The sequence below is a fragment of the Metapseudomonas otitidis genome, assembly GCF_011397855.1.
Classification (GTDB): domain Bacteria; phylum Pseudomonadota; class Gammaproteobacteria; order Pseudomonadales; family Pseudomonadaceae; genus Metapseudomonas; species Metapseudomonas otitidis.
The window spans coordinates 5,738,165-5,752,681 of record NZ_AP022642.1 but is presented as its reverse complement, the minus strand read 5'-3'; the positions used below and the strand labels follow the sequence as shown (position 1 = coordinate 5,752,681).

Genomic DNA, 14,517 nt, shown 5'->3' with positions numbered 1-14,517 from the left:
TCAGTCCTGTTTGTCCTTGATGTCCTTGATGTCCTTGAGTAAAGCATCGATCTCGGCGCGGCGGCCCTTGTCGGCCAGCTCGCGGCCGGGGCGCGGCGCGGCCTGCAGGGCTTTCTGCAGGGCAGCGCGGGCCTCGCTGTAGCGGCCCTGGCGTGCCAGGTGGTCGCCCCAGAAGTAGAGACTGTCGATGCCCTCGGGGTTGATTTGCAAGGCCTTGTTGAGCAGCGCCTCGGCCTTGTCGGCATCGCCGAAGCCGATGGGCCAGCCGGGCACGCGGTCATACAGGGCGGCGAGGCTGGTGTAGGCCGAGCCCTGCAGGGCATTGGGGTCTACGGCCAGGGCCTGTTCCAGGCTGGCGCGGGCGTCCTTCACCTTGCCGAGGGCGCCGAGCCCGCCCTGGGCGCCGGCCCAGCTGCTGGTGACGATGCCGTTCCAGATCCACGCTTCGGCGGCCTTGGGTTGCTCGCGGGTGAAGGCCTGGGTCTCCACCGCCAGCTTCTCGAAGGCGTTGGCGCGCTCTTTCTCGGGCAGGTTGTACTGGATCTCCGCCCAGCGCTGCTGGATGGTGGCCAGGCGCTGGGTGCTGGCGGGGTCGAGGGCCCAGGCCAGCGGGGTGGCCAGGAGCAGGCCGATCAGCATCAGGCGTTTCATTTCGCGTGTTCCTTGTGGTTGGCGTCGCTGTAGCGGCGGATCAGGGGAAGCTGCTTGCGCAGGGCGCGGTCGACCAGGCCGGGCAGCATGCCGTTGAGGCGCACGAAGAGCTTCTCCGGCCAGCCCAGGTAGAGCTCGCTGCGGTTGTTCTGGATGGCCTGCAGCACCGCCGAGGCGACGTCGCGCGGGTCGTCCATGCCCACCTTCAGGGCATCGTTGAGGGCCACGGCGGCATCGCTGTTCATGCTGGTGCGGGTGGCGCGCGGGGCAACGTAGAGCACGTCCACCGGGGTGTCTGCCAGTTCCCGGCGCAGTGCTTCGGAGAAGCCGCGCAGGGCGAACTTGGTGGCGCAGTAGGTGGCGTAGCCGGGGTAGCCGATGGAGCCGTAGGTGGAGCCGACGTTCACCACCAGCGCCTGGCTCTGCTCGCGCAGCAGCGGCAGCATCTGCCGGGTGAGGTGCAGGGTGGCCTTGAGGTTGAGGTCGATCAGGTCGTCCAGGGCGGCTTCGTCGAGCTGGTCGAGCAGGGCGAAGCGGTTGATCCCGGCGGCGTTGATCAGCAGGTTGGCGCCGCCCATGGCGCGCGCCTTCTCGACGATCCGCTGGCGGGCCTCGGGCTCACGCAGGTCGGCGCCCAGCCAGCGCAGCTTGTTGGGGTAGCGCTTGAGCAGGTCGGCCAGCGCGTCGCTCTGACGACTGACCGCGATCACCAGGGCTCCGGCGGCGCACAGCTGCTCGGCCAGCTGCAGACCGATGCCACCGCTGGCACCGGTCAGCACCACGCGGCACTCAGGCAAGCGCATGTCGCACCTCGTTCGGGCTCACCTGGGCACGCGGCAGGCCGAGGAACATGTCGGTGTAGAGGCGGTAGACCACCTTGGCGGCGTGGATCACGGCGTCCTGGTCTTCCGCGCGGTCCAGGCGGTTCATCAGGCTGCGGTAGGTGGCCATGTGGTCGATGTCCAGGGCGCCGTGGGAGCTGAGGTAGCTGAAGGCGGTGGGCGGCAGGCTCAGGCTCTCGCGGATGGTGCCGGCCGCCTGGGTGGCCAGGGCGATGCTGGTGCCTTCGAGGACGTTGACCATGCCGAACAGGCCCACCGGGTTGTCACGGGCGATCAGGTCGTAGAGGAAGGCCACCATCAGTTCGATGGACAGGGCCGGGCGGCTGTTGCGCACCTGCTCGGCGTCGCCGCCGCAGGCGGCGATGTCGTTGAGGATCCACTGCTCGTGGCCGTACTCCTCCTCGATGTATTCGCACACGGCACCGCGCAGCCATTCCAGGCGGCCCGGCAGTTTGGCGCCGCAGGCCATCATCAGCGGTACGGTGTGGCGCACGTGGTGGTAGGCCTGGGTGAGGAAGGCGACGTAGCCCTCCAGGCTGACGACGCCGGAGAGGGCGTCACGGATGACCGGAGCATTGAACAGGGCCTGGCGTTCCTGGGCGGTGGCGTCTTGCAGGGTGTCGAAGAAAGACATGGTGTCGAACCTCATTCGTTGACGAGTTCAAAAAGGGAATCGCGGTAGTGGGTGAGGATCTCGGCGCGGCGTGGGCGGCCGTTGGCGGTGAGCATCCCGTTGGCGCTGCTGAAGGGTTCCGGCAGGCGCTGCCAGCTGTGGATCCGGGCGTAGTCGGGGAGGGCGGCGTTGCTGCGCTGCACGGCCTGCTCCAGGGTGTCGTCGCTTGCCTTCGGGTCCAGCGGCCAGAGCAGCGCCAGGTTGTGGTCCAGGCCTTCGCCGTAGACGAATGCCTGGAGGATCACACCGCCCTGGGTCAGCTCGGCCTCGATCCACTCGGGGTTCACGTTGCGGCCGAAGCTGGTGATGAACTGGTTCTTCTTGCGCCCTGCCAGGTACAGGTAGCCGTCTTCGTCGAAGCGACCGAGGTCGCCGGTGGGCCACCACTGGCCCTGGAACGGCGGCTCGCCCAGGTAGCCGAGCAGGGTGCTGCCGCTGACCAATACTTCGCCGTCCTCGGCCAGCATCACCTGCACATGGGGCAGCGGGCGGCCGACGCTGCCGGCACGGTGGGCTTCGGGGCGGTTCAGGCACACCACCGAGGCGCATTCGGAGAGGCCGTAGCCCTCGAACACCGGCAGCCCCACGGCCTCGGCACGCTCCAGCAGGCTCGGGGCGACCCGGGCACCGCCGACGGCGACGAAGCGCAGCGGGCCGACCTTCATCAGGCCGCGTTCGACGGCAGTGACCAGGCCCAGCAGCAGTTGCGGAACCAGGATCATGCTTTCCGCACCGCTGAGGGCGATGCAGCCCAGCAGGCGCGTCCAGTCGACGCCACTGGCGCCGTTGATGCCCATCTGCGGCTGCGGCAGCACGGTGAGGCTGGCCCCGGCGATCAGCGCCGCGTACAGCCCGAGGTTTTCCAGCAGCACCGCCAGGGGCAGCACCGCCAGGTACTTGCCCGGTTCGGTGGAGCGGCTGGCCTGCTCCAGCTGATGGGCCACCCGCAGCATGGCTTCGGCCGAGAGGCACACACCCTTGGGCGAGCCGGTGCTGCCGGAGGTGTAGGTGATCTTCGCGGTGCCGGCCGGCAACTGGCTGGCGCCCGCAACCGGGCGGTGCCAGAACGGCTGGCCCCAGGTGAAGCCGGCGCTGCGCAGCTCGTCGCTCAGTGCGTCACCGGCGAGCACCAGGCTGGCCTGGCTCTGGGCGAGGCAGTGGGCACGCTGGGCGGCGCTGAAGAAGGGCGGCAGGATCACGCAGGGACGCTCGGCGAACAGCGCCGCCAGGTCCCAGAACAGCGCTTCGGGGCCGTTATCCAGGGCGAAGGCGAAGACGCCAGCGGGCTGCTCGCGCAGCAGGGCGACGCGGCTGTCCACTTCGTCCAGCAGCTGGGCGTAGCTGTAGCTGCGCTCGGTGCCGCGGACCGCCACCTGGTGCGCCCGCTCGTGGGCGTGCTGGCTCAGGAGGTCGTGGAACTGTCGGACTTCAGGCTGCATGGCCGGCCTCCGCGAGGAGCAGGGGAAACCCCAGGCGCTGGAACACCCCCTGGCGCTCCAGTTCGTCGTGGCCGTAGCGGATGTCGCCGGCATAGACGCGGGGCTGCAGGGCGTAGTAGCTGCCCCAGGCAGCTCCGTCATCGCCCAGCCGTTCGGGGTCGGCTTCGGCCAGTTGCACCGGCTCCAGGCCGAGGCGGCGGAAGCTGTTGATCAGCCCGGCGGCCCCGGTGAAGGAGACCCAGCGCAGGTCGCGTGCGGCCAGCAGCCAGGTGACGGCGATGATGATCAGGCGGGCGTTGCCGGCGTTGAGGGAGCTGAGGTTGCCCACCTCAACCAGTTCGACGCGGTCGATCGGACGGCCGACGGCCTGGGCCACGGATTGCTCCAGGGGCGCATCCAGGTAGCGCTCGAGAAACAGCGGCCCGCTGGCGGCGACGCGCATGCCGGCCACGGCGGTCAGTTGGCCGGCGCCGTCACGCAGGGCCAGCAGCTCGGGCAGGAAGTGCTGCACGTCGGCATCGTGGGCCTGCTCGAAGCGGTCGTGGACGAAGGCTTCCAGTTCGGCACGGGCCGGGTCGTCGGCCTGGTGCAGGGTCAGGCTGTAGCGGCGCTCGCCCAGCCCGAAGTGAAGGGGGAACAGGGCATTCCATTCCAGCTCAGTCATGTGGCGCACCCATCGGTTCGTTGGATGGTGCGCAGTATCGGTAGGGATTCTGAAGGCAGTCTTAAGGTGGCTTAAGGCTGGAAAAAAGTTTTTCGAGGGCGGGAAGCGGGTTGCCGGGCTAAAACGCAGGCAACAAAAAACCGGCGCTAGGGCCGGTTTTCTGTGTGTTCCTGATGATGCCTGGCACCACCTGGAACTGAATGGTGGTGCCCAGGGACGGAATCGAACCGCCGACACGGGGATTTTCAATCCCCTGCTCTACCAACTGAGCTACCTGGGCAACGGGGCGCTATTAAACGGATTTCGAAGGGGGGAGTCAAGCGTGTCCTGAAAAAATTTTTCAGCCTTTACGGGCGCTTACGCGCTCGGGGGGACATAGCCCTCGGCCTGGGCGTATTCCTCGCCGGAGAGGAACTTGTCCATCTCGGCCTGGAGGAACTTGCGATCCTCGGCGTTCATCATGTTCAGGCGACGCTCGTTGATCAGCATGGTCTGGTGCTTCTGCCACTCTTCCCAGGCCTTCTTCGAGACGTTGTTGAAGATGTCTTCGCCCTTGGCGCCGGGGTAGGGCGGTTTGTCGAGGCCGGGCAGTTCCTCGTGGTACTTGCGGCACTGGACGGTACGGGTCATGGCGAATCTCCTGCATTCAATACGTCGGCGGCGCGCTTGAGCAGCTTCTTGACCGGAGCGGCCAGGCCCAGGCGCGGCGGGGTGGCGAGGTTATACCAGAGCCAGTCGGCATCGGCCATTTCGCGGTGGCTGCCCTCGACGGGCACCAGCCAGGGTTCGATGGCGAGCTGGAAGTGGCTGAAGGTGTGGGTCAGGCCGGGTAGCTCGCGGGCCTGACCGAGCTGCAGGGCGTGCTGCGTGGCCAGGGGGGCGAGGGCGTCGAGGTCGTCCAGCTCGGGCAGGCTCCACAGGCCGCCCCAGAGGCCGCTGGAGGGGCGCCGGTAGAGCAGGATGGCGCCATCCTGGTTGGCCAGGATCGGCATCAGGGTGCGCTTCTGCGGCAGGGCCTTGCGCGGCTTGGGCACCGGGTAGCGGATCTCCAGCCCCAGCAGGTGGGCCTGGCAGCCTTCGCGCAGGGGGCAGAGCAGGCAGCTGGGCTTGCTGCGGGTGCAGAGGGTGGCGCCCAGGTCCATCATCGCCTGGGTGTAGTGGTTGACCCGTTCGTGGGGCGTGAAGCGCTCGGCGACGGCCCACAGCTGCCTGGCCACCTTGGGTTCGCCGGGGTAGCCCTCCTGGGCGACGTAGCGGGCCAGGACGCGCTTGACGTTGCCGTCGAGGATCGGGGCGCGCAGGCCCATGGACAGGCTGGCGATGGCGCCGGCGGTGGAGCGGCCGATGCCGGGCAGCTCGGCGAGCTGCTCGACGTCGCGGGGGAATTCGCCGCCGTGGCGCTCCATGACGATCTTCGCGGTCTTCTGCAGGTTGCGTGCGCGGGTGTAGTAGCCGAGCCCGGTCCACAGGTGCAGGACTTCGTCCTCGGGCGCCTCGGCCAGGTCGCGCACGGTGGGCAGGGCGGCCATGAAGCGGTCGAAGTAGCCGAGCACGGTGCTGACCTGGGTCTGCTGCAGCATGATTTCCGAGACCCACACCCGGTACGGGGTGATGCCCTGTTGCCAGGGCAGGTCGTGGCGGCCGTGGAGGTCGTACCAGGCGAGTACGGCGCTGGAGAACTGCTCGGGTGTCATCGCTTGAACAGCCCCTTCAGTGCGTCCTTGAGTTCCGGGCTGACCTTGTCACCGAGCTTTTCTTCGAGCTTCTCGCTGAGCTTGTCGCCGGCCAGCTTGGCGGCGATCTTGCCCATGCCGTCCTTGTCCAGGCGGCAGGCCTTGGCACCGATCTCCAGCGGGCCGCGGCAGTGCAGGGGCCACTCCAGGCCGACGTAGCGCGGGTTGACCTGGCAGGCCGGGTCGGCCATGGCGCTCTTGTCGCCTTCGATGACGATGCCGGCGCGGTAGTCCATGCCCAGCACGCGCAGGTCGACGTCGCCGTTGCCGTTGAGGGTCAGGCCGGGGATACGCGCCTTGAGGTCGGGGTTGCTGGCCACGCCATTGGTGAAGGTGAGGCTGCCGCGCAGTTCCTGGAAGGGGGTTTCCTTTCCTTCGTAGTTGGTGGTGAGGGTCTTGCGGTTGAGCAGGGCGATGCCCTGGCAGAGCTGTTGCTCCAGGTTGGCGTCGAGCAGGGCGCCGTCGTTGAGGACGAAGCTGGCGGTGCCGTTGAGGGCGTCGATCCAGGCCTTTTCGCTGTTGCCACGGGTGCGCAGGTCGGCGTTGAGGTCCAGGGCGCCGCGAACCGGCGGCTTCTGGTCGAGGGCCTTGAGGATCTTCTCCACCGGCACATGGCTGATGCGTTTGCGTGCGCTGAGCTGGGGCACGTCGCTGCGCACGTCGAGCTGGGCGCTGGCGTCGAATTCACCGCCATAGAGGCCGCCGCGCAGCTGCTCCAGGGTGATCTGGCCGGCCTTGCCACGGGCCTTGAGGCGGGCGTCGGTGATCGGCAGCTTGTCCAGCGTCAGCTGGCCGAAGGCCAGGTCGGCTTCCAGGTCGAGCTTGCGCAGGCTGTCGAGGGGCAGCAGCGGGGCTTCGCTCCAGGCCTGCTGGGTGGGCTTCTCGGGCAGCGGGGTGGTGCCCTGGCCGGCGCTGGCGACGGTGCCCTGGATTTCGGCCTGGCGGGCGCTGGCGTCGTCCTTCTTCTTCGGCGGCAGGTAGCGGTCGAGGTCGAGCTTGTCGGCCTTGAGCTGGGCGCGCAGGGCCTGGCGCTCGATGTCGGCCACGGCCAGGCGGCCGTTGAAGCTGCTGTCGTCGAGCTTGAGGGTCAGCTGTTCCAGGGCGAGGTCGCTGGGGCTGCCCTTGAGCTGGGTGGCCAGTTCGAAGCGCTTGAGGGTGTTGGCGTCCTGCATGGCCGGCAGTTCGACGCCGAGGCCGGTGAGGAATTCGCGCAGGTCGAGCTGGGCGATGGACAGGCCGCCTTCCAGGCGCGGGGTCTTGTCCAGGTCGTGGACCTTCAGTTCACCCAGTGCGCGCAGCTGGTTGGCGGAGAGCTTGAGGCTGTTCCACTCGGCGATGTTGGCGCCGAGGTCGGCCAGCAGCTGGCCCTGGGCGCTGAAGGTGAGGGTCTTGCCCTTGAACGGCTCGCCCGAGGCTTCGCCGCCGAGCTTGGCGTCTTCCAGCTGGTAGCGCTTGAGGGCGCGGTCGAAGCGCAGGCTGGCGGTGAGCTCGGTCTTGGCGCGCAGCACCGGCTTGTTGGTGCCGAAGAAGGCGCTGAGCTTGAAGGGGATGGCGGCGCCTTCGCGGATGGCGCCGGTGGTCAGTTCGATGCCTTCGGCGCTGTACTGCTGGCCGGTCTTGGCGTCGGTGTAGTTCACGCGGGCGTTGTTGACGGTGAGGCTGTCGATGTCCAGCTTCAGCGGCCGTTCGGTGCCGGCGGGCTTGGGCTGTTCCGCCGGCGCGGGGGTGCCTTCGGCGGCGGGGGCCGGCGTGCTGGCGGCCTGGGCCGGGCGGCCGATGTCTTCCCAGTTGCCACGGCCCTTCTCGTCACGGGCCAGGGTCAGGTCGAGGCCTTCGACGCGGATGTCGCTCATCTGCACTTCCTTGCGCAGCAACGGCATGACGCGCACGGAGAGGCCGAGCAGGGCCAGGTTGGCGAAGGGCTTGTCGGGGCTGGCGGCGCTGGCCAGGGTGGTGTCGTGCAGTTCCAGGCCGAGCCAGGGGAACAGGCTCCAGCCGATGTCGCCCTTCAGGTCCAGCTCGAGGTTGGCCTTGTCGCGGGCGATCTGGCGTATTTCATCCTTGTAGTCGTTGGGATCGAACAGGTGGGTCAGGGCGAAGCCCAGGGCCACGATGATCAGCAACAGCCCGAGGAGCAGCAGGCCCAGGAGTTTGCCGATGGATTTCATGGACGAGTCCTTGTGATGAGTGCCGGAGGAAGGGCGCGAGTATAGCGCCAGCGGTTGTGCTGTTTGATGGCCAAACGTGGCGGCGGTTCACCGGGCTGGCGCCTGCGGCCCGTCTGACTGGCGTGTGCCGTCGCGTGACGGGGGCGGCGGCTGGTCTAGTCTGCGCTGCACAACGACAAGAACGGGAGATGCGCCATGAACGTGGCGGTGCTGGCCTTTCCGCTGTACATCCTGCTGATCCTGCTGGAGCTGGCCTACGAGCGGCGCAGCGGGCGTTCCACCTACCGCCTGGCCGATGCGGCCACCAGCGTCAACACCGCCGTGCTGCGGGTGGTGCTGGAGGGGCCGCTACGCCTGTTGCTGGTGCTGCCCTACGCCTGGCTCTACGAGCACGCGCGCCTGCTGGAGCTGGACCCGACCTCGCCCTGGGTGTGGCTCGGGGGCTTCGTGGCGGTGGACTTCTGCTTCTACTGGGCGCATCGCACCCTGCACCGCTACAACCTGCTGTGGGGCGCGCACCAGCCGCACCATTCCAGTGAGGACTTCAACCTGTCGACGGCGCTGCGCAAGGGCGCGTTCCAGACCGCCTTCGACTGGCCCTTCTACCTGCCCCTGGCGCTGCTGGGGCTGCCGTTGCCGCTGTTCCTGGTGCTGCTCGGGGTGCAGCTGGCCTACCAGTTCTGGATCCACAGCCAGCACATCGGTCGCCTCGGCTGGCTGGAGAAGGTGCTGGTGACGCCGTCCCTGCACCGGGTGCACCACGGGCAGAACCCGCGCTACATCGATCGCAATCACGGTGGGGTGTTCATCTTCTGGGACCGGCTGTTCGGCACCTGGCAGGAGGAGGACGAGCCGGTGGTGTACGGGGTGACCACGCCGGTGCGCACCTTCGACCCGCTGCGCCTGCAGTTCAGCTGGTGGCGCCTGCTGTGGGCCGATGCGCGGGCGACCCGCTCCTGGTGGGACAAGCTGCGGCTGTGGTGGATGCCCACCGGCTGGCGCCCGGCGGACGTGCGCCAGCATCCCTGGCCGTCGATGGACGGGCCCCGCCATGAGCCGCGCCACGGGGCGAGCCTGACGGGTTATGCGCTGGCGCAGTTCCTGGTGATCAACCTGCTGGCGCTGGCGTTTCTGCTCAGCGTGCGCCAGGCCCTGGCCTGGGAACCCTGGCTGCTGGTGCTGGCGATCCTCTGGGGCTGCGTGAGCCTGGGGCTGCTGTTCGACGGGCAGCGCCTGGCCCCCCGGCTGGAGGGCGCGCGGCAGCTGGGGCTGGCCGTGCTGGCGATGGGCTGGGTGCTGTGGGCGGGCGGCCCGGCCTGGGTCGGCTGGGCGTTGGCGGGGTTCCACCTGGCCAGCCTGCTCTGGCTCGGCTGGCTGCTGCGGGAGCGCCCGTCGGTGGTGCCGGCCTAGCAGGCCGGGTCGAGGGGCAGGTGCAGCCGGGCGGCCAGGGCCTGGGCTTCCAGATGGTCCTGGGGGCCCTGCAGGCGCAGTTCGCAGCCGGCCTCGCGGGCCAGGCGGGTGGCCTCGTCCAGCAGGCGGCGGGCTACGCCCCGGCGGCGGGTGACGCTGCGCACGCACAGGTGGGAGAGCCGCCAGGCGTCACGTTCGCAGCGCAGCAGGGCGGCGCCCAGCAGGCGGTCGTTGAAGCGGCCGGTCAGCAGCCGGCCCTCCGCCAGGCCTTGCGCCACCAGGTCCCCGGCGTCGGCATAGGGCGGCAGCAGCCAGGCCGGGGCGTCGGCGTAGATGCGGCCCAGGTCGGTGCGGTCCTGCTCGCTGAGCTGGGTGGGGCGTTCGACGATGACAGGCATGGGTGTCCTTGTTGAGGCCAGGGGGTGGGGTCCGGATAATACGCGCCGCAGGCCGAATCATCGTGGGATTGTTTCGCCTGCTAGTGTGAGTTTGTGGGCGGTGCGTGGGGAGACTGTGCGCGCCGTCCGACCCACCTGCGTGCATATCAAAAAAACAGGATAACGACACAATGAGCAGTACCCTGAGCTTGGGCGGCGATGCCGTCCGGCCCGCGTTCCTTTCCAAGGAGCGCACCATCGCCCGACCGGGCTTCAACCGCTGGCTGGTGCCGCCGGCGGCCCTGGCCATCCACCTCTGCATCGGCATGGCCTATGGCTTCTCGGTGTTCTGGCTGCCGCTGTCCAAGGCCATCGGCATCACTGCGCCGGTGGCCTGCTCCCCGGAGATGAGCTTCATCGCCCAGGTGTTCTCCAGCGAGTGTGACTGGCCGATCTCCATGCTGGGCTGGATCTACACCCTGTTCTTCATCTTCCTCGGCTGCTCGGCCGCCATCTGGGGTGGCTGGCTGGAGCACGCCGGCCCGCGCAAGGCCGGCCTGGTCTCGGCCTTCTGCTGGTGCGGTGGTCTGCTGATCTCGGCCTTCGGCGTCTACATCCACCAGATCTGGCTGATGTGGGTCGGCCTGGGGGTGATCGGCGGCATCGGCCTGGGCCTGGGCTATATCTCGCCCGTTTCGACCCTGATCAAGTGGTTCCCGGACAAGCGCGGCATGGCGACCGGCATGGCCATCATGGGCTTCGGCGGTGGTGCCATGGTCGGCGCGCCGCTGGCAGCCGAGCTGATGAACCACTTCGCCAGCGCTGAAAGCGTCGGTGTGTGGCAGAGCTTCGTGGTGATGGCGGTGGTCTATTTCATCTTCATGGTGGGCGGCGCCCTGGCGTACCGCGTGCCGCCGACCGGTTGGAAGCCCGAGGGCTGGACCGCGCCGGTGAAGAAGGCCAACAACGCGATGATCACCAAGGGCCACGTCCACGTGAACACCGCGTGGAAGACCCCGCAGTTCTGGCTGGTCTGGGCCGTGCTGTGCCTGAACGTCTCCGCCGGCATCGGCATCATCGGCATGGCCTCGCCCCTGCTGCAGGAAGTGTTCGGCGGCAAGCTGATCGGCAACCACCTGAGCTTCAACGAGCTGGATGCCGCGCAGCTGGCGCAGATCGCCGCGATTGCGGCCGGCTTCACCGGCCTGCTGAGCCTGTTCAACATCGGTGGCCGCTTCTTCTGGGCGTCCTTCTCCGACCTGATCGGCCGCAAGGCGACCTACTTCGTGTTCTTCGCCCTGGGCTTCCTGCTCTACGCGCTGGTGCCCTGGACCGGTCACCTGGGCAGCGTGGCGTTCTTCGTCTTCTGCTTCTGCCTGATCCTGTCCATGTACGGCGGCGGCTTCGCCACCGTGCCGGCCTACCTGGCGGACCTGTTCGGCACCCAGATGGTCGGTGCCATCCACGGCCGCCTGCTGACGGCCTGGGCCTTCGCCGGCATCCTCGGTCCGGTGCTGGTGAACTACATCCGTGAGTACCAGCTGAGCGTGGGGGTCGAGCGCGCTGCCGCGTACGACATCACCCTGTACATCCTCGCCGGCCTGCTGGTGCTGGGCTTCCTGTGCAACCTGCTGGTGCGCCCGGTGGCGCCGAAGTACTTCATGACCGACGCCGAGCTGGCCGCCGAGCGCGCCATCGGCCATGACGCCAGCCAGAGCACCCAGGTGCTGGAGTGGTCGGCCGACCCGTCCAGCCGCCCGCTGGTGATCGCCGCCTGGCTGGCCGTCGGCCTGCCGCTGGCCTGGGGTGTGTGGATCACCCTGCAGAAGACCGCCGCACTGTTCGGCTGATCGTCCCTGCACCGGGCGATGTCGGCGTCTTGCCGGCATCGCCCGGCTTCCTCCGCCGATCGGCTTCAAGCCTGTGGAAAACTCGGCCTATAATGTCGCCCCTTTCGCCCAATGATTTTGCGGAGTTGGTGATGGCCGAACGTAAGGCATCCGTTGAGCGCAACACCCTGGAGACCCAGGTCAAGGTCTCGATCAACCTGGACGGCACTGGCAAGGCCCGCTTCGACATCGGCGTGCCCTTCCTCGAGCACATGCTCGACCAGATCGCCCGCCATGGCCTGATCGACCTCGACATCGAGTGCAAGGGTGATCTGCACATCGACGACCACCACACCGTGGAAGACGTCGGCATCACCGTCGGCCAGGCCTTCGCCCAGGCCATTGGCGACAAGAAGGGCATCGTCCGCTACGGCCATGCCTATGTCCCGCTGGACGAGGCGCTGTCCCGCGTGGTGATCGACTTCTCCGGCCGCCCCGGCCTGCAGATGCACGTCCCCTTCACCCGCGCCACCGTCGGCGGCTTCGACGTGGACCTGTTCCAGGAGTTCTTCCAGGGCTTCGTCAACCACGCCCTGGTGACCCTGCACATCGACACCCTGCGTGGCCACAACACCCACCACCAGATCGAGACCGTCTTCAAGGCCTTCGGCCGCGCCCTGCGCATGGCCATCGAGCTTGACCCGCGCATGGCCGGCCAGATGCCGTCCACCAAGGGCGTGCTCTGATGCAGACCGTCGCAGTCATCGATTACGGCATGGGCAACCTGCACTCGGTTGCCAAGGCCCTGGAGCACGTCGGCGCCGGCCGTGTGCTGGTCACCAGTGACGCCAGCGTGATCCGCGAGGCGGACCGCGTAGTGTTCCCCGGCGTGGGGGCGATCCGCGATTGCATGGCCGAGATCCGCCGCCTGGGCTTCGACAGCCTGGTAGCCGAGGTCAGCAAGGACCGCCCGTTCCTCGGCATCTGCGTCGGCATGCAGGCGCTGCTGGAGCACAGCGAGGAGAACGACGGCGTCGACTGCATCGGCCTGTTCCCGGGCCAGGTGCGCTTCTTCGGCAAGGACCTGGCCGAAGCCGGCGAGCCGCTGAAGGTGCCGCACATGGGCTGGAACGAGGTGCAGCAGAGCGTGGCCCACCCGCTCTGGCACAACATCCCGGACCTGGCGCGCTTCTATTTCGTGCACAGCTACTACATCGAGGCCGGCAACCCCAAGCAGGTGGTCGGTCGCGGCCACTACGGCAAGGACTTCGCCGCCGCGCTGGCCGAGGGCTCGCGCTTCGCCGTGCAGTTCCACCCGGAGAAGAGCCACACCCACGGCCTGCAGTTGCTGCAGAACTTCGCCGCCTGGGACGGCCGCTGGTAAACCCATGAGCCGCGGGAAGAAGGCCCCCAGCCTGCAACTCGACGCGACCCAGACCCAGGACGCCGTACTGGCCATCAAGCGTTTCATGGCCGACCGCTTCGAACTGGAGCTGGGTTCCTTCGAGGCCGAGGAAGTCCTGGACTTCTTCGCCCGCGAATTCGCTCCGCATTTCTATAACAAGGCGATCTCCGACGTGCAGGCGCACCTGAAAGACAGGTTCGACAGCATCGAGAGCGACTTGTGGGCGCTCGAGAAAGCCTGAGCGCACCGCCGACTCCACTGACTTCGAACAGGTTGAACCGATGCTGATTATCCCCGCTATCGATCTGAAGGACGGTGCCTGCGTGCGCCTGCGCCAGGGCCGCATGGAAGACTCCACGGTGTTCTCCGACGACCCGGTGAGCATGGCCGCCAAGTGGGTGGACGGTGGCTGCCGCCGCCTGCACCTGGTGGACCTCAACGGCGCCTTCGAAGGCAAGCCGGTGAACGGCGAGGTGGTCACCGCCATCGCCAAGCGCTACCCGAACCTGCCGATCCAGATCGGCGGCGGCATCCGCTCCCTGGAAACCATCGAGCACTACGTCAAGGCCGGCGTCAGCTACGTGATCATCGGCACCAAGGCGGTGAAGGAGCCCGAGTTCGTCACCGAGGCCTGCAAGGCCTTCCCCGGCAAGGTGATCGTCGGCCTGGACGCCAAGGACGGGTTCGTCGCCACCGACGGCTGGGCCGAGGTGAGCAGCGTGCAGGCCGTGGACCTGGCCCGCCGCTTCGAGGCCGATGGCGTCTCCGCCATCGTCTACACCGACATCGCCAAGGACGGGATGATGCAGGGCTGCAACGTCGAGGCCACGGCGGCCCTGGCCGCTGCCAGCCGCATCCCGGTGATCGCCTCCGGCGGTATCCACAACCTGGGCGACATCGAGAAGCTGCTGGCCGCCAAGGCCCCCGGCATCATCGGTGCCATCACCGGTCGCGCCATCTACGAAGGCACCCTGGACGTCGCCGAGGCCCAGGCCTTCTGCGACAGCTACAAGGGCTGATCCCATGGTCGAGTGCCAGTCCATCGAGCAGGTCAGGGAACAGATCGACGCGCTGGACCGGCGCATCGTCCAGTTGCTGGCCGAGCGCAGCGGCTATGTCCGTCAGGCGGCGCGCTTCAAGACCGACGCGGATGCCGTCCGCGCGCCGCAGCGCGTGGAGCAGGTGATCGCCAAGGTCAGGGCGCTGGCGGCCGAGAACGGTGCACCCGTCGAGGTCGTCGAGCAGGTCTACCGGGCAATGATCAACGCCTTCATCGACGCCGAGCTGGCCGAGCACGCGGCCCTGAATCCTTCCGCCTGAGGGCGG

General features: G+C 68.1%; 16 protein-coding genes and 1 tRNA gene. 7 read left to right on the top strand and 10 right to left on the bottom strand.

Going from position 1 to position 14,517, the window contains the following annotated elements; genetic code table 11:
• The 9 genes from PotMrB4_RS26620 to PotMrB4_RS26580 all read right to left on the bottom strand — a co-directional run bounded on the left by PotMrB4_RS26620 (nt 1) and on the right by PotMrB4_RS26580 (nt 8,170).
• Entirely contained in the window at nt 1–651 is a 651-nt protein-coding gene (locus tag PotMrB4_RS26620) for a tetratricopeptide repeat protein (protein WP_172434890.1), read from the bottom strand.
• Nucleotides 648–1,454, bottom strand: coding sequence for an SDR family oxidoreductase (locus tag PotMrB4_RS26615; RefSeq protein ID WP_044405385.1), 807 nt, complete (start codon nt 1,452–1,454; stop codon nt 648–650). The genes PotMrB4_RS26620 and PotMrB4_RS26615 overlap by 4 nt, the downstream gene beginning before the upstream one ends.
• Nucleotides 1,441–2,127, bottom strand: a complete 687-nt coding sequence (locus PotMrB4_RS26610; protein ID WP_044405387.1) for a TenA family transcriptional regulator — start codon at nt 2,125–2,127, stop codon at nt 1,441–1,443. The genes PotMrB4_RS26615 and PotMrB4_RS26610 overlap by 14 nt, the downstream gene beginning before the upstream one ends.
• 11 nt (nt 2,128–2,138) lie before the next feature.
• The gene (locus PotMrB4_RS26605) at nt 2,139–3,605 is read right to left on the bottom strand and encodes an AMP-binding protein (RefSeq protein WP_172434889.1); all 1,467 of its coding nucleotides are present in this window, start codon (nt 3,603–3,605) and stop codon (nt 2,139–2,141) included.
• Nucleotides 3,595–4,269 carry a thermostable hemolysin gene (locus PotMrB4_RS26600; RefSeq protein WP_172434888.1) on the bottom strand — a complete coding sequence of 225 codons (675 nt, stop codon included), beginning with the start codon at nt 4,267–4,269 and terminating at the stop codon, nt 3,595–3,597. The genes PotMrB4_RS26605 and PotMrB4_RS26600 overlap by 11 nt, the downstream gene beginning before the upstream one ends.
• Before the next feature lie 204 nt (nt 4,270–4,473).
• Nucleotides 4,474–4,549 (bottom strand) — tRNA-Phe (locus tag PotMrB4_RS26595).
• A 77-nt stretch (nt 4,550–4,626) separates the two neighbouring features.
• The gene (locus PotMrB4_RS26590; protein ID WP_044405395.1) at nt 4,627–4,899 is read right to left on the bottom strand and encodes an oxidative damage protection protein; all 273 of its coding nucleotides are present in this window, start codon (nt 4,897–4,899) and stop codon (nt 4,627–4,629) included.
• Complete coding sequence (gene mutY / locus PotMrB4_RS26585; protein ID WP_172434887.1) at nt 4,896–5,963, bottom strand: A/G-specific adenine glycosylase; 1,068 nt, start codon at nt 5,961–5,963, stop codon at nt 4,896–4,898. Before mutY ends, PotMrB4_RS26590 begins: the two co-directional genes overlap by 4 nt.
• Nucleotides 5,960–8,170, bottom strand: coding sequence for an AsmA family protein (locus tag PotMrB4_RS26580; protein WP_172434886.1), 2,211 nt, complete (start codon nt 8,168–8,170; stop codon nt 5,960–5,962). The genes mutY and PotMrB4_RS26580 overlap by 4 nt, the downstream gene beginning before the upstream one ends.
• Before the next feature lie 195 nt (nt 8,171–8,365).
• Between PotMrB4_RS26580 and PotMrB4_RS26575 the strand changes: the two genes are divergently transcribed.
• Nucleotides 8,366–9,580 carry a sterol desaturase family protein gene (locus PotMrB4_RS26575; protein ID WP_172434885.1) on the top strand — a complete coding sequence of 405 codons (1,215 nt, stop codon included), beginning with the start codon at nt 8,366–8,368 and terminating at the stop codon, nt 9,578–9,580.
• On the opposite strand, the gene PotMrB4_RS26570 is transcribed toward PotMrB4_RS26575, so the two are convergent.
• Nucleotides 9,577–9,978: an acetyl-CoA sensor PanZ family protein gene (locus tag PotMrB4_RS26570; protein WP_074973856.1), complete on the bottom strand. Its 402-nt coding sequence runs from the start codon at nt 9,976–9,978 to the stop codon at nt 9,577–9,579. The two genes, PotMrB4_RS26575 and PotMrB4_RS26570, sit on opposite strands and share 4 nt — an antisense overlap.
• 170 nt (nt 9,979–10,148) lie before the next feature.
• On the opposite strand from PotMrB4_RS26570, the gene PotMrB4_RS26565 reads away from it, so the two are divergent.
• The 6 genes from PotMrB4_RS26565 (at nt 10,149) to PotMrB4_RS26540 (ending at nt 14,511) form a co-directional block, all read left to right on the top strand.
• Complete coding sequence (locus PotMrB4_RS26565) at nt 10,149–11,807, top strand: OFA family MFS transporter (protein WP_172434884.1); 1,659 nt, start codon at nt 10,149–10,151, stop codon at nt 11,805–11,807.
• Nucleotides 11,808–11,938: 131 nt separating this feature from the next.
• The gene (hisB, locus tag PotMrB4_RS26560; protein ID WP_069559962.1) at nt 11,939–12,532 is read left to right on the top strand and encodes an imidazoleglycerol-phosphate dehydratase HisB; all 594 of its coding nucleotides are present in this window, start codon (nt 11,939–11,941) and stop codon (nt 12,530–12,532) included.
• Complete coding sequence (gene hisH / locus PotMrB4_RS26555; RefSeq protein ID WP_044405402.1) at nt 12,532–13,170, top strand: imidazole glycerol phosphate synthase subunit HisH; 639 nt, start codon at nt 12,532–12,534, stop codon at nt 13,168–13,170. Before hisB ends, hisH begins: the two co-directional genes overlap by 1 nt.
• Before the next feature lie 4 nt (nt 13,171–13,174).
• Nucleotides 13,175–13,432, top strand: a complete 258-nt coding sequence (locus PotMrB4_RS26550; protein WP_044405403.1) for a DUF2164 domain-containing protein — start codon at nt 13,175–13,177, stop codon at nt 13,430–13,432.
• 40 nt (nt 13,433–13,472) lie between these two features.
• On the top strand, nt 13,473–14,210 hold the full coding sequence (gene hisA / locus PotMrB4_RS26545; protein WP_044405404.1) for a 1-(5-phosphoribosyl)-5-[(5-phosphoribosylamino)methylideneamino]imidazole-4-carboxamide isomerase: 738 nt from the start codon (nt 13,473–13,475) through the stop codon (nt 14,208–14,210).
• A gap of 4 nt (nt 14,211–14,214) precedes the next feature.
• Nucleotides 14,215–14,511, top strand: a complete 297-nt coding sequence (locus PotMrB4_RS26540; RefSeq protein ID WP_142013648.1) for a chorismate mutase — start codon at nt 14,215–14,217, stop codon at nt 14,509–14,511.
• The last annotated feature ends 6 nt before the right edge of the window (nt 14,512–14,517 follow it).

Bases quoted from the DNA above. Each gene is read 5' to 3' on its own strand.
- PotMrB4_RS26590 (WP_044405395.1), bottom strand. From the start codon at position 4,899: ATGACCCGTACCGTCCAGTGCCGCAAGTACCACGAGGAACTGCCCGGC.
- PotMrB4_RS26570 (WP_074973856.1), bottom strand. From the start codon at position 9,978: ATGCCTGTCATCGTCGAACGCCCCACCCAGCTCAGCGAGCAGGACCGC.
- hisA (WP_044405404.1), top strand. From the start codon at position 13,473: ATGCTGATTATCCCCGCTATCGATCTGAAGGACGGTGCCTGCGTGCGC.
- hisH (WP_044405402.1), top strand. From the start codon at position 12,532: ATGCAGACCGTCGCAGTCATCGATTACGGCATGGGCAACCTGCACTCG.
- PotMrB4_RS26620 (WP_172434890.1), bottom strand. From the start codon at position 651: ATGAAACGCCTGATGCTGATCGGCCTGCTCCTGGCCACCCCGCTGGCC.
- PotMrB4_RS26605 (WP_172434889.1), bottom strand. From the start codon at position 3,605: ATGCAGCCTGAAGTCCGACAGTTCCACGACCTCCTGAGCCAGCACGCC.
- PotMrB4_RS26540 (WP_142013648.1), top strand. From the start codon at position 14,215: ATGGTCGAGTGCCAGTCCATCGAGCAGGTCAGGGAACAGATCGACGCG.
- PotMrB4_RS26565 (WP_172434884.1), top strand. From the start codon at position 10,149: ATGAGCAGTACCCTGAGCTTGGGCGGCGATGCCGTCCGGCCCGCGTTC.
- PotMrB4_RS26600 (WP_172434888.1), bottom strand. From the start codon at position 4,269: ATGACTGAGCTGGAATGGAATGCCCTGTTCCCCCTTCACTTCGGGCTG.
- PotMrB4_RS26575 (WP_172434885.1), top strand. From the start codon at position 8,366: ATGAACGTGGCGGTGCTGGCCTTTCCGCTGTACATCCTGCTGATCCTG.
- mutY (WP_172434887.1), bottom strand. From the start codon at position 5,963: ATGACACCCGAGCAGTTCTCCAGCGCCGTACTCGCCTGGTACGACCTC.
- PotMrB4_RS26550 (WP_044405403.1), top strand. From the start codon at position 13,175: ATGAGCCGCGGGAAGAAGGCCCCCAGCCTGCAACTCGACGCGACCCAG.
- PotMrB4_RS26610 (WP_044405387.1), bottom strand. From the start codon at position 2,127: ATGTCTTTCTTCGACACCCTGCAAGACGCCACCGCCCAGGAACGCCAG.
- PotMrB4_RS26615 (WP_044405385.1), bottom strand. From the start codon at position 1,454: ATGCGCTTGCCTGAGTGCCGCGTGGTGCTGACCGGTGCCAGCGGTGGC.
- hisB (WP_069559962.1), top strand. From the start codon at position 11,939: ATGGCCGAACGTAAGGCATCCGTTGAGCGCAACACCCTGGAGACCCAG.
- PotMrB4_RS26580 (WP_172434886.1), bottom strand. From the start codon at position 8,170: ATGAAATCCATCGGCAAACTCCTGGGCCTGCTGCTCCTCGGGCTGTTG.